This is a genomic window from Streptomyces hainanensis (assembly GCF_004348415.1).
GTDB classification, from domain to species: Bacteria; Actinomycetota; Actinomycetes; order Streptomycetales; family Streptomycetaceae; genus Streptomyces; species Streptomyces hainanensis.
This window is the reverse complement of record NZ_SMKI01000102.1, coordinates 1-18,438: the sequence shown is the minus strand read 5'-3', so window position 1 is coordinate 18,438 and position 18,438 is coordinate 1. Positions and strand designations below refer to the sequence as shown.

Below are 18,438 nucleotides of genomic sequence, written 5' to 3'. Positions count from 1 at the left end.
GACAGCTCCCGTTCCAGCGCCGACCGCAGCGGATCAGGCGTCGGGGTCCTGACGGCCACCCGGACGCCGCAGTTGTCGTCGACGAACGCCCGGACCGAGGCGTCCGCCAGCAGCCGCCCCCGCCCGATCACGACCAGGTGCTCGGCGGTCAGCGCCATCTCGCTCATCAGATGGCTGGCGAGCAGCACCGTCCGCCCCTCGGCCGCCAACTCCCGCAGCAGGGTGCGCAGCCACACCACCCCCTCCGGGTCGAGCCCGTTGACCGGCTCGTCCAGCAGCAGCACCCCGGGATCGCCGAGCAACGCCGCCGCGATGCCCAGGCGTTGCGCCATTCCCAGCGAGAAGCCGCCGGTCCGCCGGCGCGCGACCGACGCCAGCCCGGTCAGTTCGAGCACCCGCGCCACCCTGGCCTCCGGTATGTCCCCGGCGCGCGCCAACCAGCGCAGATGGTCGACCGCGCGCCGCCCGTGGTGCGTGTCGCCGGCCGCCAGCAGCGCGCCCACCCGGTGCGGCGGGCGGTCGAGTTCCCGGTAGGGGCGGCCGTCGATCAGCGCCGCGCCGGCGCTCGGCCGCTCCAGGCCGAGGATCATGCGGAGTGTGGTGGACTTGCCGGCACCGTTGGGGCCGAGGAAGCCGGTCACCCGGCCCGGCCGCACCGTGAAGGAGAGCCGGTCCACCGCCACCGTGTCCCCGAAGGTCCTGCTCAGCTCGTGTACGTCGATCACCCCGCCCACGCTAGGGACCGTGCCGGGGCGGAAACCGTCCTCCAAAGTGGACATGTGCCGGCCGGCGCCCCGGCCCTACGCTGGCTGCCATGGCCCGGCACCTGCTCACCGCCACGGTCGTCGCACTGGCGGACACCGCGATCCTGGCCGCCACCCTGCGCGGAACCCGGGCGGCGTCGCCCTGGGTACTCGCCGGGTACGCCGTCGCCGTCCTCGCGCTGGTCGCGCTCTGCCGGCGCCGTCCGCTGCCCGCCTTCGCCGCCGCGCAGAGCGTCGCCGCCCTCACCGGCGCCGGCTTCGCGGCGCTCGTGTGGTCCTCGTTCGGCGCCGGGCGGGCGCTGCGCGGCCGCGCCGACGCGGCGGTGGTCGGCGGCGCGGCGCTCGGCGCCCTGCTCGTCCGGCTGGCGGTCCACCCCCTGGAGCCGGCCGCCGTCTCGCGGCTGCTCTCCGCCCAACTGATCTTCGTCGCCCTGCCGTTGCTGCTCGGCCGCTACCTGGCGCAGCACCACAGGCTGCTGCGCGCGCTCGACGACCACAACCGACGGCTGCTGCGCGAGCGGGAGTTCCTGGCCGAGCGCGAGCGGCTCCGCGAACGGCTGCGCATCGCCCGGGACATGCACGACTCGCTCGGCCACCGGCTCTCCCTGGTCTCGGTGCAGGCGGCCGCGCTCGAGGTGGCCGAGCTGCCGCCCGCCCAGCGGCGCACCACCCGGCAGCTGGCCCGGGCGGCGCGCGACGCGCTGACCGAACTGCACGACCTGGTGGGGGCGCTGCGCGGCGCCGAGGGCGGGCCCAGGCCGGCCGATTCCGGGGTGGCCGGGATCCGGCGGCTGGTCGCCGGGTTCCGCGCCGCCGGCGGCCCGGTCGCGCTGCGCGAGCACGGCACGCCGGTCCCGCTGGCCGAGGCGGGGTGGGCGGCGGCGTACCGGGTGGTCGAGGAGGGCCTGACCAACGCCGCCCGGCACGCCCCCACCCGGCCGGTCACCGTGGCGCTCGACTGGGAGTCGGACGCGCTGCTGCTCACCCTCGCCAACCCGCTGCCACCGAGCCCGAGTCCGAGCCCGGTTCCGGTTCCGGTTCCGGCTCCGGCTCCGTCGTCCGGCGGCCACGGGCTCGCCGGCCTGGCCGAACGGGTCGGCGCCGCCGGCGGCTTCCTCGACCACCGGCGGTCGGACGACGGCTTCCGGCTGGTCGCCATGGTCCCCGCGGCGCCCGCCGGGGAACCGGAGCCCGGGCCGCCGCGCGTCGGCGTCGCCCGCAGCCTCGCCCTCGGCACGGCGACGGCCGCGCTGATGCTGGCCGTCCCGGCCGCCGGCATGCTGGTGGGGGTGCGCTGAGATGCCGGACACCCGGCCGGCCGTCCGCGTCCTGGTGGCCGACGACGAGCCGCTGATCGTCGCCGGCCTGCGCACCGTCCTGGAGTCCGCACCCGACATCCGGGTCGTCGCCGAGGCCGGCGACGGCCGCGCCGCCGTCGACGCCGCCCTGCGGCACCGCGTCGACGTCGCCCTGCTCGACATCAACATGCCGGCACTCGACGGGCTCGCCGCCCTGGAGGAACTGCACCGCCGCGCGCCCGGCGTGCGCGCCGTGATGCTGACGGCGTTCGGCGCCGAGCCCAACGTGCTGCGCGCCCTCCAGGCCGGCGCCGCCGGCTTCCTGCTGAAGAACTGCACCCCCGGGGAGCTGGTGGGCGCGGTGGTCGCGGCACACGGCGGCGACGCCTACCTCTCGCCGCCGGTCACCCGCCTCGTCCTCGGCCGCGTCGCCCCCGAGGCCGCGCGCCGCCGCCGGGAGGCGGGCGAGCTGCTGGCCCGGCTCACCGCCCGCGAGTCCGACGTGGTGCGGCTCGTCGCCGAGGGCCTGTCCAACGCGGAGATCGGCCGCCGGCTGCTGATGAGCGAGATGTCCATCAAGACCTATGTGAGCCGGGCCCTGGGCAAGCTCGGCTGCGCCAATCGGGTCCAGCTCGCGCTGCTCGTGCGGGACGCCTCGCCCACCGGCCTCGGCTGAACCGGCACCGAACGTTTTCCCAAAACTGCCCCTGGTCCGGGCGCGCCTGGTTGGAAACGCGGTGATCCGCCAGGAATGTACGCCCGTCGGTACGTCAGCTGACCAAGACGGGCAGGATCACATGGGACTCACACGACGCGGCCTGCTGGGCCGCGCCGCAGGCGTCGGGGTGGCCACGCTCGGCCTGCACGCCGCCGGACTCAGCTCGCGCGCCGCCTGGGCCGCGCCCCGGTTCGCCGCCGACCCCTTCCCCCTCGGCGTCGCCTCCGGCGACCCGGCGTCGGACGGCGTCGTGCTGTGGACCCGTCTCGCCCCCGACCCGCTGGCGGTGGACGGGCGCGGCGGGATGCCGGACGCCACGGTCGACGTCGAGTGGCAGATCGCCGAGGACGAGTCGTTCGGCCGCGTCGTCCACTCCGGCACCGCCGCCGCCGTACCCGAACTCGGCCACTCCGTGCACGTCGAGGTGACCGGACTCGCCGCCGGCCGCGACTACTTCTACCGCTTCCGGGTCCCCTCGGGCGACGCCGTCAGCCCGGTCGGCCGCACCCGCACCGCGCCGACCACCGCCACCGGGCTGAAGCTCGCCTTCGCCTCCTGCCAGTGCTGGTACGAGGGCTTCTACACGGCCTACCGCCACCTGGCCGCCGAGGACCTGGACCTCGTCGTCCACCTCGGCGACTACATCTACGAGTACGGCGTCGGCGCCACCGGCGGGGTGCGCGGCCTCACCCTCGACGCGTCCTACCAGCGCGAGACCCGGACCCTCGCCGAGTACCGCAACCGGCACGCGCTCTACCGCCTCGACCCCGACCTCCAGGCCGCGCACCAGGCGTTCCCCTGGGTGCTGACCTGGGACGACCACGAGGTCGAGAACAACTGGGCCGCCGACATCGCCCAGATCGACTCCGACGGCTTCCCCGACGGCGACGTCGCCGCCTTCCGCGGCCGCAAGGCCGGCGCCTTCCAGGCGTACTACGAGCACCTGCCGCTGCGGCTGCCCCAGAAGCCGGACGGCGCGGACTGCCAGCTCTACCGCCGGCTGCGCTTTGCCGACCTCCTCCAACTGCACGTCCTCGACAGCCGCTCGTACCGCGACGACCAGGTGTGCGGCGACGGCACCAAGTCCGGCTGCGACGCCGAACGGTCCGACCCGTCCCGCACCATGCTGGGCGCGGCACAGGAGAACTGGCTGCTCGACGGCGTCCGGCGCGCCGGCACCGCGTGGAACGTCCTCGCCAACCAGACCCTGATCGCCCAGGCCGACCACGACACCGACCCGAACACCCACACCGTCGGCCTCGACATGTGGGACGGCTACACGGCCGCCCGCGACCGGCTCCTCACCGGCCTGCACGACCGCGGCGTCGCCAACTGCGTCGTGCTGACCGGCGACATCCACCGCAGCGTGGTCGCCGACCTCAAGCTCGACTTCGACGACCCGGACTCCCCGGTCGTCGCCACCGAGTTCGCCGGCACCTCGATCAGCTCGGGCGGCGACGGCACGCCGATGGACACCTTCGGCTTCAACTGGATGACGCCCGGGGTGAACCCCCACTTCACGTGGCACAACGCGCAGCGCGGCTACACGGTGGTCGGCGTCAACGCCACCGAACTCCGCGCCGACTACCGGGTGGTGCCGTACGTCACCACGCCCGGCTCGTCGGTCGAGACCGCGGCCTCCTTCGTGGTCGAGGCCGACCGCCCCGGAGCCCAACAGCTCTGACCCCGGCGGCCGTACAGTGTGATCGTGACCAACGACGCCCAGCGCCGTATCGGCGTGATGTACGACCGCTCCCTCCCGCCCGAGGGCCTGGCCGAGTTCGCCCGCGCCGCCGAGCGGCTCGGTGTCGACGACCTGTGGGTCGTGGAGGACCTCGGCTTCGCCGGCGGCGTCTCGGCGGCGACCCTCGCCCTGGCCGCCACCGAGCGGCTGCGGATCGGCATCGGCATCGTGCCGGCGCCGTTCCGCAACCCGGCGCTGCTGGCCATGGAACTGGCCACCGTCGCCCGGCTCTTCCCGGGGCGTCTCGTGGCCGGCATCGGCCACGGCTCACCCGACTGGATGGCCCAGGTCGGCGCCGCCTCGCCCACCAAGCTGGCCCTCCTCGAGGAGACCCTGGTCGCGGTCCGCTCGCTGCTCTCCGGCACCACCACCGACGTGGCCGGCCGCACGGTCCGGATCGACGACGTCACCCTCGTCCACCCGCCGGCCGAGCCCCCGCCGCTGGTCACCGGCGTCGTGCGGCCCCGCTCGCTCGAACTGTCGGGACGCGTCGCGGACGGCACCATCATCGCCGAGGGCCAGGGCCCCGACCGCGTCACCGCCGCCCTCGCCCACATCGACCGCGGCCGCGCCGCGGCCGAGACCCCACGGCCGGCGCACGAGCTGATCGTCTTCACCCACCTCTACCTCGGCGACGACCCGGCCGCCACGGCGCCCGTCATCGCCGAGTACACCGAGTGGCTCGGCATCCCCGCCGCCGACGTCTTCCTCGCCGCCGGCACCCCCGACACGGCCGCCACCCGCATCACGTCCCTCTGGGACGCCGGCGCCCACACGGTCGTCCTCCGCCCCGTCGGCCCCGACCCCCTCGACCAACTCGCCGCCATCCTCCCGGCGGTGACGTCGGGGCGGTGACGGCCGTCCGGCCCCCTAGTGCTTTGACCGGGAAGGTTCGCCGGGTTGTTGGGCGTTAGCGCGGGTGCTGGAGGAAGGCGATGAGAGCGGCTGTGAGTTCGGCGGGTGCGTCTTCCTGGACGAGGTGGCCCGCACCAGCGATTGGCTCAAGTCGCGCGCCCGGGATGCGGGCGGCGAGATCCTGTCCCTTCGCCATGGGAATCCAGGTGTCGTCCTGGCCCCAGCACACAAGCGTCGGGATGCGTATCTCGCCGTAGCGGTCCTGCACCTCGTCGGTGTATCGCTGGTCGGCCTGAGCGATCTGCCGGTAGAAAGCCGCCTGGCCGGGGTCTCCGAGCCAGGGCTGGACGAGCCGGTCGAGGACTGCCGGGTGAAGGCCAGGGCTGCTGGCCGAACTGACATATTCGCGTACCAGGGCGTGGTGCAGCGCGGGGGGCAGCTGCTCGAAGACCTCGGAGTGCTCGCCGACAAGGCGGAAGAACGGGGACCCCCACGGCGCCAGCGCGACCGGGTCGACCAGAGCGAGCGCACGATAGCGGGCGCCGTGGAGCAGATGTGCCCGCAAGGAGACGGCCCCGCCGAAGTCGTGGGCGACTACCAGAGGTTCCTCCAGGCCCCAGTGCTCCAAGAGCTCGGTGAAGACCCTGCCCTGGGCAGCCAGGGAAACATCTTGGCCGGCGGACTTCTCCGATGCCCCGTAACCGGGCATGTCCCACAGGAACACCCGGTGACGGCGGGCGAGTGAGCGGGCGACGGCGCGCCAGACGTACGAGGAGAAGGGTGTGCCGTGGAGGAGGACGACCGGATCTTGGCCGGGTTGTCCGAGGCTGTCCCAGCGGACGTCGCCGGAGGTGCTGCGGAATGTCTCGGTTAGCTGCCATTCACTCACGGGTGCTATTCCTCTCGGTTGTGCCTCCGGCCCATGGGGGTGATCAAGCCGGGTTCGGTCCGGACGGCATGGTCACAGGCCGGTAGCGCCGTGCCCGGACAGTGACCTCACCCCCCAGTGCCTTGTCACGCGGCGGCGGGCGTGAGCGGTTTGCCGCCCCAGCGGATGCCTTTCTCGCTGCGGATGCGGGCGCGCTCGCGGCGTTGGGCGGCCAGGACGTCGGGGTGGCGGGCATTGGCGTTGCGCCATTGCAGGTAGCGGTGCAGTGCCCGGGTCTGGACGGTGTGGTTCGGATGGTGGGAGTTGGCCAGGGTGAACTGCCGCAGCGGTCCGAAGTGGGCCTCGATGGGGTTGGCCCAGGAGGCGTTGGTCGGGGTGAAGCACAGCTCTACCTTGTTCTTCTTCGCCCAGGCGCGGATCTTGGTGCCCTTGTGCGCGGAGAGGTTGTCCATGATCACGTAGACCGGGGCGCCGTCCGGGCGCGCGGCGCGGATCGACTTCAGCGCGGCCAGGGAGTTCACGGTGCCTTTGCGGCGGCGGTTGATGCCCCACAGGGTGTCGTCGCCGACCGAGTAGCAGCCGTGGAAGTAGGTCACCCCGTGGGTGCGGTGGTAGGTCGCCGGGATCCGGTCGGGGCGGCCCTTCCCCGCCCAGCAGGATCCGCCGGTGGGGCGTATGCCCAGCGGCCCGAACTCGTCGAAGGCGAAAACCCGGTCGGGGGAGTGCTCCACAACGCGCTCGATGCGGTCGAGCTTGGCGTCGCGCTCGGGGTCGGTGGACTCCTTCCACGTCTTGGTCCGCTGGAAGGTGACCCCGCGGCGGGCGAGCAGGCAGCGCAGGGCCTCGCGGCCGATCCGGATCACCCGGCCGTGGACTTTGCGCAGGTAAGCGACGAGTTTGCGTAACGACCAGCGGGTGAAGGGCCGGCCGAGCTTGGCCGGGCGGGTGGTGGCCGTCGCCACGACGAAGTCCTCGTCGTCAGGGCTGAGCAGGCGGGGACGGCCTCCCGCCCGTTGAGGGTCCAGGCAGGCCAGGCCGATCTCGTTGAACCGATGGATCACATCGCGCACCGTGTCTTCGTCGGCCTGCACAAGTTGGGCGATGACCGGCACCCGGTTGCCGCCGGCCGAGGCCAGCAGCATCATCGCCCGCCGGTAACGCACCAAGCTGGTGCTGCCCCGACGCACGATCCGCTGCAGCCGCTGCCCCTCCTGATCGGTCAGCCTGCGCACTCGAACAGGCTCTGCCACCACGCCTCCACCTGTTGGACAGCCTGTCGGCTCACATCCAAGCGGCCCCGCACCCACCAACGCCAACCGCGACCCGGCGAACCTTCCCGGTCAAAGCACTAGCGCCCGGCAGTCCCCTCCAGGTCGAAGTACGGATTGCCGGGCGCGGGGACGACGCGCCAGAACCACTCGGTGGCGAGCCTGAACCGCCGGTGCGTGGTGTTCAGCCCGGTGTGCCGCAGCGCCCACATCTCCACCGGCTCCGGCTGGTTGTCCACCGCCTCGGACGCGGCCCCGCAGTCGACACACGCCACACGGAACACCGCCCGAGGCGCGCCCTCGCCCGTCTCCTCCGTCAGCGTCCACTCGGCCGCCCTGATGATCGCGCGGGTCACGATCCCTCCCAGGAACGCCGGTTGGCCTCGACGACGGCCGGCCGCAACAACTCAGCCATGGGAGCCGATTCCACGTCTTCCACCGGCACATCCCACTCGCGACCACCACCGACCGGCCGCAGCCACACCCGGCCGGCTTGGTGATCCACCACCCGACCGACCACTCCGCGCGGGTCTCGCGCCAACTCTCCGACCTCCGGCACGCGTGGCTCAGCCACGGGACCACCCCCGCCCGACGGGGGCCCGATGGCGACCGGGCGCGGGTAGCAACAACTCAAGCAAGCTCACGACGATTCGGGCGATACCCTTCTCCATGGTGACGCTCCTTTGCGGCGTTGGCCGTGCCCCGGATCCCTCTGCCAGCGGTCGCGGGGTCTTTGCTGCGACAAGCGTTTCGTCGATGGTGTTTCGCGCACAGTCCACCGTGATTACCCACGATGGGTAGGATCGCTCGTAGTCGAGCCGTAGCATTCCGCAACCGGCCGGATGGGTCCCGGAGCGTCGCTGATGCCCGCCAAGTTCGAACCGCCGCACGAGCTTCCCGCACGGCTGCTTCGCGACGCGGCCATGATCGAAGCCTGCCGGGAACGTGATTTCTCGCGTGCCTTCGAGCTGGTCCGTGCCAAGGCGGGCATCTTCCCCTCGTTGATCGCCCGCCGTTGTGACCTGACGCCGAGCCGGGTCGCCGAAGTCATCGCGGGGCGGCGTGAGATCAGGGACATCGCGGTGATCGAGCGGGTGGCCGATGGCCTGCGCATCCCGGGAGGCATGCTCGGTCTCGCTCCCCGGGGCTGGGAGACGCGCCCGCCGAGTGCCGGAAGCCTTGAATGGCAGCCTCAGGAAAGCACCAGCCAGTGTCGCTGGTTCCTCGACTCCGATGACGATCCCACCGACCCGCACTTCGTCGCGGCAATGATCGAGAGGCAGTTGCCGCAGCTCTACTCGGGAGCCAACTTCTTCGGCCCGGCCCAAGCCGTCCCCTCCGCGCTGCGGCAGGCGCAGACCGTCACGAGCGCGTTGGATACGGCCACCGGCACGGCGCGGGACGTGCTGCTCAGCGCAGGCAGCCGAGTAGCGGAGTTCTTGGGCTGGCTCTATCAGGATGTCGGCGACTTCGGCCGCTCCGGGTACTGGTCGGACCGGGCCATGGAATGGGCGCAGGAGGCCGTGGATCAACCGATGCAGTCGTACCTGCTGTACCGCAAGGCCAACCAGGCCGCGGCACAGGCCAGTGCCCAGAAGGCCGTGGGGCTCGCCCGAGCCGCGCAGGGCATCGTCGGAACCACGCCCGGGATCACCGCCCTCGCCGCGCAGCAGGAGGCACAGGGTCACGCACTCATGGGCAACCTGAAGGCAGCCCACGACAAGTTCGACGAGGCACACACCCTCGTCTCCCAGTGTGACCTGGGCGATGCGGACGTCGCGTTGGACACCTCCTACTGCACACCGACCTACATCGAGATCCAGCGCGCCCACTGTTGGGTCGAACTCGGTGAGCCGCTGCGCGCCGTCGACCTCTTCGAGGCGGAACTCACCACGCTGCCCCAGGTGTACCGGAACGACCGGGGCGTGTATCTGGCCCGCCTGGCGCGTGCCTGCGTCGTCGCCGGCGAAGTCGAGCGCGGTATCGAAGCGGGGACGAAGGCGCTGGCGATCGTTGGCCAGACGGGTTCCGCGCGCACGATGGGCGAGCTCGCCACCGTCGCCGGAGCACTTGAGTCGCATGGCGACGATACGGAGGTCGCTCGGTTCGCCGGGCGCCACCGGCTGGTCAGGGACCGTCTCGCGGCTGGGCAGGCCGAGTACCCATGAGAGATGCTGGCGCCATGGACGCCTTGATAACTCACGCCACGTCCGGTGACGAGCGCCGCAGGGCACCAGCCGTCGCCGTGCTGCCGGTGGGGAGTTTCGAGCAGCACGGCGAACACCTGCCGCTGATCACCGACACGTTGATCGCCGGCCTGTTGGCCCGCCGGATCGCCGACGACAACGGGTTGTTCCTGTTGCCGCCGATCGCCGTCTCCTGCTCGCACGAGCACGCTCACATGGCCGGCACCGTCAGCATCAGCGCCAGCACGCTCTACGCCATGGTCAACGACATCTGGAGTTCGCTCGAAGCCTCCGGCGTGCCAGGGCTTCTGATCGTCAACGGGCACGGCGGCAACTACGTGTTGTCCAACGTCGTCCAGGAACTCAACGTCCCGGGACCTCGGATCGCCCTCTTCCCCGCTCACGAGGACCGTCGCCTGGCCCGGGCCGCCGCCGGCCTGGAGAGCAACGCCGACGAGGACATGCACGGCGGCGAGTTCGAGGTCTCACTGCTGCTCCACGGCGCCCCACACGTCGTCGGCGACGGTATCGCCGCCGACGACCACTCGGCCCCCGACCGGCCGCACCTCCTCACCCTCGGCATGGCCGGCTACACAGGCAACGGGATCATCGGCCAGCCGTCCCTGGCCACCGCCGCCAAGGGCAAGGCACTTCTCGACAGCCTCGCGGAGTCGGCCCGCGCCCACCTGGTGTTGATCAGGTCCGGCCGGGCGAACGGCCCCGGTTGATCCGCTCGCCTGCGCTCAGGACGGACACGACCTGGGTGAATCAGATACTCTGATTCCATGAGGACGATGACGGCAACAGAGGTTGCGCGCAATTTCGCCTCCGTGCTCGATCGGGCCGAGCACGGAGAGACGATCGTGATCACGCGCGGGGGGCGGCGCCTCGCGACCCTTTCCCCGGCACCTGCCGGCAACGGGGCGGCGATCAAGGACTTCCTCGCCGCTCACGCGGTGGACGAGGACTACGCCGGCGACGTGGCCGCGGCTCGGGACAGCGTGACCGATGAGATGAGCACCACGTGGCACGACGACTGATCCTGGACACCGGCGTCGTCGTCCGGGCCGAACGCGGTGGCGCGGGGCTCGCCCGCCTGCTCGACGACGAGGACGACGTCACCATCGCGGCGGTGAGCCTGGCCGAGTTGCAGTTCGGAGCGGAACTGGCGGACGGTTCCCGGCGCGAGCGCCGGCAGGCGTTCGTGGACGGGGTGCGCGCACTCGTCCCCGTCGAGGACTACACGACGGACGTCGCCGTCATCCACGCCCGCCTCCTGGCCCACGTGCGCCGCGAAGGCAAGCCGCGAGGCGCGCACGACCTCATCATCGCCGCCACCGCGGCCGCCACCGCGCGCACGCTCCTGACGACCGACGACAAGGCGGCCTTCGACGGCCTGCCAGGGGTGCGCGCCGTCGTCCTTCCGGCGAACTGAGCCGCTGACCGAGGGCGGACTCCGCCGGCCGCGTGGCGCTCAGGCCCTCGCCACGCCCACCGGGCAGGAGAGGCCCGTGCCGCCGAGGCCGCAGTAGCCGGCGGGGTTCTTGTCGAGGTACTGCTGGTGGTAGTCCTCGGCCGGGTAGAACGGGCGGTCGGCCGCCGGGAGGATCTCCGTGGTGATCGCGCCGTAGCCGGAGGAGGACAGCACCTTCTGGTAGGCGGCCTTCGACTCCTCGGCCGCGGCGGCCTGGGCGTCGGAGTGGGTGTGGATCGCCGACCGGTACTGGGTGCCGACGTCGTTGCCCTGGCGGAAGCCCTGCGTGGGGTCGTGGGACTCCCAGAACACCTTCAGCAGGTCGGCGTAGGACACCACCGCCGGGTCGAAGACGACGCGCACGGCCTCGGTGTGGCCGGTCATGCCGCTGCACACCTCCTCGTACGTGGGGTGCGCGGTGATGCCGCCCTGGTAGCCGACGAGGGTGGTCCACACGCCCGGCGTCTGCCAGAAGCGGCGCTCGGCGCCCCAGAAGCAGCCGAGGGCGAAGTCGGCGACCGCCAGGCCCTCCGGGTAGGGGCCGAGCAGCGGGTTGCCCAGGACGGTGTGGCGGGCCGGCACCTCGAAGGGCAGCTCGGCGCGGCCGGGCAGGGCCTCGTCCGGGCTGGGGAGCCGGGACTTGAAGGTGTACAGCATGGTGGATCTCACTCCTGTGGTCGTCCCTGTCGGTGGTCCTGGTCGGTGGTCCTGGCCGGTGGTCCTGATCAGTGGCCTGGTCGGTCCCGCCGGCGTTACTGGCCGGCGATGGCCACGGCGCGATAGCGGGCGTACTCCGCGGCCGGGTTCTCGCCGTCCACCCACGGGATCGCACCCACATAACCGTCGATGGCCCGCACCTGTTCCGCCGCTTCCGCGTACCTCTCCGCGCGCACCAGGAAACACAGCAACAGGTGGCGCACGTGCGGCTCCACCGGGTGACCGCTACGCACCGTGTTCACGGCGTACTGGGCGGCCTCGATCGCGTCCTGGATCACCGCGCCCTGGTACATGCCGGGGGAGAGCTGCACGTCGGGCAGGTGGTCGTAGACCGCGAACAGCGGAAGCGCGGCCAGCAGGCTGCCCTCCGGGGCCGAGGAGGCCGCGGCCGTGGCGAAGGCGTCGGCCTGCTTGCGCGAGCCGTGCCACTTCTCCGACCAGTACGGCAGGGCGGCGAGGTGCGCGCCCATGTGCGCGGGGTCACGCTGGACGACGTTGCCCCAGAGGGCCTCGAAGTCCGCCGGCCGGTAGCTGAGGCCGCGGGCGATGAGCAGCTCGGTGACGTACGGCGTCGGGTCGTCGGGGGCGAGGGCGGCGGCCTCGCCGCAGACGGTGCGGGCCTCCTCCAGGATGATCCGGTGGTCGGCCGACGACGGGTCGGACATCGCCTGCCAGACCAGGAACTGCGCGTACACCTGGCAGCCGCCCGCGTCGTTCGGCTCCTCGGCCCGCCAGTCGCGCAGCCACCTCGCGCCCAGGGTCTCCCCGGCGGCGCGGGCGCGGGTCAGCTCCATGGCGCCGGCGCCGGCCAGCGACTGGACGCGCTGCCAGCGCAGTTCGTGGTCGTCGGTGAGGGCGAGCAACTGCCCCACCGGACGCCAGTTCTGGCTGCTCTTGGTCTCCTCGAGCGCGATGACGAGAGCCGTGTCGGGCCCGGGCAGCCGGACGTCGAGCTGGTCGACCGGGACCAGGCCGGTGGCCGTCGGGGCGCCGCCTTCCTTGTTCAGCGAGACGCCGAAGCCGGGGGCGGCGGTCTGGGCGTCGGCCGTGGCGGCCGCCCGCTCGTACTCCTGGCGCTCGCGGCGCCGTCGGATGGCGGGCAGCACGACCACACCGAAGATGGCGGTCAGCGCGATGAGCAGCAGAAGTGCTTCCATGGCGGCGCGGCTCCCCCTCGTTTCGTTCCTGTGTCACCCTATGTCCGGCGGTGACGGGTGCATGTCGTGTGCTTCGGTGCTCCGGCCGGTGCGATATATCAACCGTAAGGCCCACTACCGTGTAGCCATGAACGAGCAGCAGGGCCTGTCACGTTTCGAGACACTGGCCATCCATGCCGGGCAGGAGCCCGACGCGGTCACCGGAGCGGTGGTCCCGCCGATCCACCAGGTGTCCACCTACAAGCAGGACGGCGTCGGCGGCCTGCGCGGCGGCTACGAGTACAGCCGCTCGGCCAACCCCACGCGCACCGCGCTGGAGGAGAACCTCGCCGCGCTCGAGGGCGGCCGGCGCGGCCTGGCGTTCGCGTCCGGGCTCGCCGCCGAGGACTGCCTGCTGCGCACGGTGCTGCGGCCCGGCGACCACCTGGTGATCCCGAACGACGCCTACGGCGGCACGTTCCGGCTGATCTCGAAGGTCGTGGAGCGCTGGGGCGTGGAGTGGTCGGTCGCGGACACGAGCGACCCGGCCGCGGTGCGGGACGCGCTGCGGCCCACCACCCGGCTGGTGTGGGTGGAGACGCCGTCCAACCCGCTGCTCGGGATCACCGACATCGCGGCGGTCGCCGACCTCGCCCGCTCGGCCGGGGCCCGCCTGGTGGTCGACAACACCTTCGCCAGCCCCTACCTCCAGCAGCCGCTGGCGCTCGGCGCCGACGCGGTCGTGCACTCGACCACCAAGTACCTGGGCGGCCACTCGGACGTGGTCGGTGGCGCGCTGGTCACCTCCGACGCCGGGCTCGCGGACGAGCTGGCCTTCCACCAGAACGCGCTGGGCGCCGTCGGCGGCCCCTTCGACTCCTGGCTGGTGCTGCGCGGCATCAAGACGCTGGCCGTGCGGATGGACCGGCACAACGCCAACGCGGCGCGTGTCGTGGAGGCGCTGACCGCGCACCCGAAGGTCGTCCAGGTGTACTACCCGGGTCTCGAGACGCACCCGGGCCACGAGACGGCCGCGAAGCAGATGCGGGGCTTCGGCGGGATGGTGTCGTTCCGGGTCGCCGGCGGCGAGGAGGCCGCGGTGGCCGTGTGCGACCGGACGCGGCTGTTCACGCTCGGCGAGTCGCTGGGCGGCGTCGAGTCGCTGATCGAGCACCCGGGCCGGATGACGCACGCCTCGGTCGCCGGCTCGGCGCTCGAGGTGCCGGCGGACCTGGTGCGGCTCTCGGTGGGCATCGAAGCCGTGGAGGACCTGCTGGCCGACCTCGCGCAGGCGCTCGGCTGAGGCTGAGGCCGAGGCTGACGTTGAGACCGAGGCTGCCGGGGCTCAGCCCGACTGGAGTCGGGCGATCGAGGAGTTGAAGCGGGTGAGGAGCGCGCAGAACTCGACGCGCTCCTCCTCCGTCCAGTCCTCGGTGAGCAGGGTCATCAGCCGGCGCCGCGACTGCCGCACCTCCTCGAGACGGTCGCTGCCGCGCGCCGAGATGCGCAGCACGACGGCCCGGCCGTCGTCCGGGTCGGCGGTGCGGTTCACCAGACCGGAGTCGACCAGCGGGGCGACCTGCCGGGTGACCGTCGAGGAGTCGATGCCCATGCCGGCGGCCAGTGCCTTGACCCCCGTCGGTCCTTCCTGGTCGAGCCGGCTCAGCAGCAGATAGGCGGCCCGGTCCATGGTGCCGCGGGTGGGGCCGAGGCCGCCGAGCCTCGTCTGCTCGGCCCGCCGGGCGAAGACCGCGACCTCGTGCTGGAAGGTGTCGAGCAGGTGGCGGTCGGGCGCGGCGTGCGGTGCGGCCGGCGGCGTGCCGGCATCCCCGGTGTCGGCGTCGGTGTCGGCGTCGGCGGTGGTGGGGTGAGCGGTGGATTCAGGAGTCATGTCCGGGTCTGTCGTCGGGGCGCGGCGGTCGCGGGATGGCGGGCGCGGGGGGCGGCTCGCTGACTGCGCATCAGCGTACGCCGCCGCACCGACACACCGGGGGGCGATGCGCGATCCCCGCGCCCCGACGGGCTCCGAGGCCGTCGGGCCTGCGAGACTGACCGCATGGCTGAGAATCACCGGCCCCGGCTGGATGACGTGCTTGCCGCGCAGAAGACGCTCGCCGGGATCGCCCGGATCACGGCGATGGAGGGCAGCCGGTACCTCAGCCGGCTGGTCGGCGCGCCCGTACACCTCAAGTGCGAGAACCTGCAGCGCACCGGTTCGTTCAAGATCCGCGGCGCCTACACCAGGATCGCCGGTCTCAGCGAGCCGGAGCGGGCCCGCGGCGTGGTCGCGGCCAGCGCCGGCAACCACGCGCAGGGCGTGGCGCTCGCGGCCTCGCTGCTCGGGGTGCGGTCGACGGTGTTCATGCCGGTCGGCGCCCCGTTGCCGAAGATCGCCGCGACCCGGGAGTACGGGGCCGAGGTGCGTCAGCACGGGACGGTGGTGGACGAGACGCTGGCCGCGGCCAGCGAGTACGCCGAGCGGACCGGCGCCGTGCTGATCCATCCCTTCGACCACGAGGACGTCGTGGCGGGCCAGGGCACGGTGGGTCTGGAGATCCTGGAGCAGTGCCCCGAGGTGCGCACCGTGGTGCTCGGGATCGGCGGCGGCGGTCTCGCGGCGGGCGTGGCGCTCGCCGTGAAGTCGCTGCGGCCCGACGTGCGGATCGTCGGGGTGCAGGCGGCGGGCTCGGCGGCCTACCCGCCGTCGCTCGCGGCCGGGCATCCGGTGGCGCTGCCCGAGGTGGCCACCATGGCGGACGGCATGAAGGTCGGGCGGCCGGGCGACGTGCCGTTCCGGATCATCGCGGACCTGGTGGACGAGGTCCGCACCGTCTCGGAGGACTCGCTCTCGGGGGCGCTGCTGCTGTGCCTGGAGCGGGCGAAGCTGGTGGTGGAGCCGGCCGGGGCCAGCCCGGTGGCCGCGCTGCTCGCGGACCCCGAGGCGTTCGCGGGCGGCCCGGTGGTGGCGGTGCTGTCCGGCGGCAACGTCGACCCGCTGGTGCTCCAGCGCACCCTCCGGCACGGCATGGCGGCGGCCGGGCGCTACCTGTCGCTGCGGCTTCGGGTGCCGGACCAGCCGGGGGCGCTGGCGGCGCTGCTCGGCGAGCTCTCGGCGGTGGACGCCAACGTGATCGCGGTCAACCACATGCGTACGGATCCGCGGCTGGGCGTGGGGGAGGCGGAGGTCGAGCTGCAGTTGGAGACGCGGGGGCCGCGGCACTGCGAGGAGGTGGCGGAGGCGCTGCGGGCGGCCGGATACCTGGTCGTCGGCTGACCGTCGACCGAAGGTTCGCATCGGCGGGTTCGGGTTCACCGCGTTGCGCGAGGGTTCGCGTGACGTGACACGACGCGACACGACAAGTGTTCGATACCAAAGTGGGTATCGCGATGTATCGCGTTGTGTCTAGACTGGCGTTCCCGCGTCCCGCGGGTGAACCTGAACCTGCCGATCGAACGGGGAGAAGTTCCATGCCAGGTGCCATCTACGCCGAGGGTCTGGTGAAGACCTTCGGCGATGTCAGGGCACTGGACGGCGTCGACATCGACGTGCCGGAGGGCACCGTGCTGGGGCTGCTCGGGCCCAACGGCGCGGGCAAGACCACCGCGGTCCGCGTGCTCACCACGCTGATCCGGCCCGACTCGGGCCGCGCCGAGGTCGCCGGCGTCGACGTCCTCGCCCATCCCAACGAGGTCCGCCGATCCATCGGCCTCTCCGGCCAGTTCGCCGCGGTCGACGAGTATCTGACCGGCCGTGAGAACCTGCGGATGGTCGGCCAGCTCTACCAGCTGTCCGCGAAGAAGGCGAAGCGCCGGGCCGACGAGCTGCTCGAGCGGTTCAACCTGGCCGACGCGGCCGACCGCACCACCAAGACCTACTCGGGCGGCATGCGCCGCCGCCTCGACCTGGCGGCCGCGCTGGTGGTCAGCCCGCCCGTGATGTTCATGGACGAGCCGACCACCGGGCTCGACCCGCGCAACCGGCAGGGCCTCTGGGAGGTGATCCAGGAGCTGGTCGCCGGCGGCACCACCCTGCTGCTCACCACCCAGTACCTGGAGGAGGCCGACCACCTGGCCGACACCATCGCCGTGGTCGACCACGGCCGGGTCATCGCCCGCGGCACCTCCGACGAGCTCAAGGACCAGACCGGGGGAGACGTGGTCGAGGTCGTGGTCCACGACCGCGAGCGCATACCGGTCGCCGAGGAGGTGCTGCGGCGCCTCGGCGACGGTGAGCCCTCGCTGGTCGAGCACACCCGCAAGCTCAGCGTGCCCGCCTCCGGCGGGGCCAAGCTGCTCGCCGAGGTCATCCGCGAACTGGACGGTCACGGCATCGAGATAGACGACATCGGGTTGCGCCGCCCCACCCTGGACGACGTGTTCATCTCGCTCACCGGCCACGCCGCCGAGCGGGCGGAGAACCACCGCGGCCACCGCGGCCAGGGCGACGAGGGCGCGGCCGCCGCGGAGAAGCCGGAGAACGACCGATGAACACCACCGTCCAGAAGCAGCCGGTCCCGGCGCCCGTCTCCCGCGCGGGAGACCGGATCTCGTTCGGCCAGGGGCTGCGCGACTCGCTGGTGGTCGCCCGGCGCAACCTGCTGCGCATGCTGCGCATCCCCGAGGTCGTGGTCTTCGGCATCGTCCAGCCGGTCATGTTCGTGGTGCTCTTCGCCTACGTCTTCGGCGGCTCCATCAACATCCCGGGCGCCGGCCTCGACCCCAGCGCCTACCGCGAGTTCCTGATGGGCGGCATCTTCGCCCAGACGGTCACCTTCGCCACCGCCGGCTCCAGCGCCGGCATCGCGGAGGACATGCAGAAGGGCATCATCGACCGCTTCCGCTCGCTGCCCATGGCCCGCGGCGCCGTCCTCACCGGGCGCACCTTCGCGGACGTGGTGCAGACGGCGGTGGTGCTGCTGGTGCTGGCCATCGTCGCCTTCCTGGTCGGCTGGCGGGTGCACGACGGCGTGCTCAACGCGCTCGCCGCCTTCGGCCTGCTGCTCCTCTTCGGCTACGCCTTCACCTGGATCGGCGCGCTGATCGGCCTCTCGGTCCGCTCACCTGAGGCCGCCACCTCCGGCGGTCTGGTCTGGCTGTTCCCGCTCACCTTCATCTCGATCGCGTTCGTGCCCTCGGAGAACATGCCGGGCTGGCTCCAGCCGATCGCCGAGTGGAATCCGTTCAGCGCCACCGTGCTCGCCGTGCGCGACCTCTTCGGCAACCTGCCGGCCGGCTACCACCCGCCGGACGTCCTGCCGATGCAGCACCCGGTGCTGGCCTCCCTCGTCTCCTCGCTGGTCATCATCGCGCTCTTCCGCACCCTCGCGGTCCGCAAGTACAAGCGGGCTGCCGGCTGAGCGACCCCGTTCCCTCCCGCGCCCTCCCCTTC

Annotated in this window: 19 protein-coding genes; 12 read left to right on the top strand and 7 right to left on the bottom strand. The window is 72.5% G+C overall.

Going from position 1 to position 18,438, the window contains the following annotated elements:
• The coding region (locus tag E1283_RS12135) for an ABC transporter ATP-binding protein (RefSeq protein ID WP_132817989.1) at positions 1-725 on the bottom strand (725 nt) is incomplete at its 3' end.
• A gap of 89 nt (positions 726-814) precedes the next feature.
• On the opposite strand from E1283_RS12135, the gene E1283_RS12130 reads away from it, so the two are divergent.
• The 4 genes from E1283_RS12130 (at position 815) to E1283_RS12115 (ending at position 5,379) form a co-directional block, all read left to right on the top strand.
• Positions 815-2,062 carry a sensor histidine kinase gene (locus E1283_RS12130; protein WP_132817988.1) on the top strand — a complete coding sequence of 416 codons (1,248 nt, stop codon included), beginning with the start codon at positions 815-817 and terminating at the stop codon, positions 2,060-2,062.
• Between the two features lies 1 nt (position 2,063).
• Complete coding sequence (locus E1283_RS12125) at positions 2,064-2,738, top strand: response regulator (RefSeq protein WP_132817987.1); 675 nt, start codon at positions 2,064-2,066, stop codon at positions 2,736-2,738.
• 121 nt (positions 2,739-2,859) lie between these two features.
• On the top strand, positions 2,860-4,464 hold the full coding sequence (locus E1283_RS12120) for an alkaline phosphatase D family protein (protein WP_132817986.1): 1,605 nt from the start codon (positions 2,860-2,862) through the stop codon (positions 4,462-4,464).
• A 57-nt stretch (positions 4,465-4,521) separates the two neighbouring features.
• Positions 4,522-5,379, top strand: coding sequence for an LLM class flavin-dependent oxidoreductase (locus E1283_RS12115; protein ID WP_132817990.1), 858 nt, complete (start codon positions 4,522-4,524; stop codon positions 5,377-5,379).
• 55 nt (positions 5,380-5,434) lie between these two features.
• Here E1283_RS12115 and E1283_RS12110 read toward each other — a convergent pair whose 3' ends face one another.
• The 3 genes from E1283_RS12110 to E1283_RS12100 form a co-directional block, all read right to left on the bottom strand.
• Entirely contained in the window at positions 5,435-6,268 is an 834-nt protein-coding gene (locus tag E1283_RS12110; protein WP_132817985.1) for an alpha/beta fold hydrolase, read from the bottom strand.
• Between the two features lie 125 nt (positions 6,269-6,393).
• Complete coding sequence (locus tag E1283_RS12105) at positions 6,394-7,518, bottom strand: IS630 family transposase (RefSeq protein ID WP_132817984.1); 1,125 nt, start codon at positions 7,516-7,518, stop codon at positions 6,394-6,396.
• 98 nt (positions 7,519-7,616) lie between these two features.
• Positions 7,617-7,892 (bottom strand): DUF7848 domain-containing protein, encoded by a 276-nt coding sequence (locus tag E1283_RS12100; protein WP_132817983.1) that lies wholly within the window; start codon positions 7,890-7,892, stop codon positions 7,617-7,619.
• A 507-nt stretch (positions 7,893-8,399) separates the two neighbouring features.
• Here E1283_RS12100 and E1283_RS12090 point away from each other — a divergent pair.
• Genes E1283_RS12090 through E1283_RS12075 form a run of 4 tightly spaced genes read left to right on the top strand, consistent with a single transcriptional unit; the run spans position 8,400 to position 11,157 of the window.
• Positions 8,400-9,704, top strand: coding sequence for an NsdA family TPR-like regulatory protein (locus E1283_RS12090; protein ID WP_132817981.1), 1,305 nt, complete (start codon positions 8,400-8,402; stop codon positions 9,702-9,704).
• Between the two features lie 14 nt (positions 9,705-9,718).
• A complete protein-coding gene (locus E1283_RS12085) occupies positions 9,719-10,450 on the top strand; it encodes a creatininase family protein (RefSeq protein WP_132817980.1) in 732 nt (243 codons plus the stop codon).
• A gap of 57 nt (positions 10,451-10,507) precedes the next feature.
• On the top strand, positions 10,508-10,762 hold the full coding sequence (locus E1283_RS12080; protein ID WP_132817979.1) for a type II toxin-antitoxin system Phd/YefM family antitoxin: 255 nt from the start codon (positions 10,508-10,510) through the stop codon (positions 10,760-10,762).
• The gene (locus E1283_RS12075; RefSeq protein WP_132817978.1) at positions 10,747-11,157 is read left to right on the top strand and encodes a PIN domain-containing protein; all 411 of its coding nucleotides are present in this window, start codon (positions 10,747-10,749) and stop codon (positions 11,155-11,157) included. Before E1283_RS12080 ends, E1283_RS12075 begins: the two co-directional genes overlap by 16 nt.
• Positions 11,158-11,196: 39 nt before the next feature.
• Here the strand turns inward: E1283_RS12075 and msrA are convergent, their stop codons facing one another.
• Entirely contained in the window at positions 11,197-11,853 is a 657-nt protein-coding gene (msrA, locus tag E1283_RS12070; RefSeq protein WP_132817977.1) for a peptide-methionine (S)-S-oxide reductase MsrA, read from the bottom strand.
• 95 nt (positions 11,854-11,948) lie between these two features.
• Positions 11,949-13,070: a hypothetical protein gene (locus E1283_RS12065; RefSeq protein ID WP_132817976.1), complete on the bottom strand. Its 1,122-nt coding sequence runs from the start codon at positions 13,068-13,070 to the stop codon at positions 11,949-11,951.
• Positions 13,071-13,197: 127 nt separating this feature from the next.
• Here E1283_RS12065 and E1283_RS12060 point away from each other — a divergent pair, with 127 nt between their 5' ends.
• The gene (locus E1283_RS12060) at positions 13,198-14,352 is read left to right on the top strand and encodes a cystathionine gamma-synthase (RefSeq protein ID WP_132817975.1); all 1,155 of its coding nucleotides are present in this window, start codon (positions 13,198-13,200) and stop codon (positions 14,350-14,352) included.
• A gap of 42 nt (positions 14,353-14,394) precedes the next feature.
• Here the strand turns inward: E1283_RS12060 and E1283_RS12055 are convergent, their stop codons facing one another.
• On the bottom strand, positions 14,395-14,940 hold the full coding sequence (locus tag E1283_RS12055; protein WP_132817974.1) for a MarR family winged helix-turn-helix transcriptional regulator: 546 nt from the start codon (positions 14,938-14,940) through the stop codon (positions 14,395-14,397).
• A 165-nt stretch (positions 14,941-15,105) separates the two neighbouring features.
• Here E1283_RS12055 and ilvA point away from each other — a divergent pair, with 165 nt between their 5' ends.
• From ilvA to E1283_RS12040, 3 genes are all read left to right on the top strand, one after another.
• Complete coding sequence (gene ilvA, locus E1283_RS12050; protein ID WP_132817973.1) at positions 15,106-16,323, top strand: threonine ammonia-lyase; 1,218 nt, start codon at positions 15,106-15,108, stop codon at positions 16,321-16,323.
• A gap of 194 nt (positions 16,324-16,517) precedes the next feature.
• A complete protein-coding gene (locus E1283_RS12045) occupies positions 16,518-17,537 on the top strand; it encodes an ATP-binding cassette domain-containing protein (protein WP_132817972.1) in 1,020 nt (339 codons plus the stop codon).
• Entirely contained in the window at positions 17,534-18,406 is an 873-nt protein-coding gene (locus tag E1283_RS12040) for an ABC transporter permease (RefSeq protein WP_132817971.1), read from the top strand. Before E1283_RS12045 ends, E1283_RS12040 begins: the two co-directional genes overlap by 4 nt.
• The last annotated feature ends 32 nt before the right edge of the window (positions 18,407-18,438 follow it).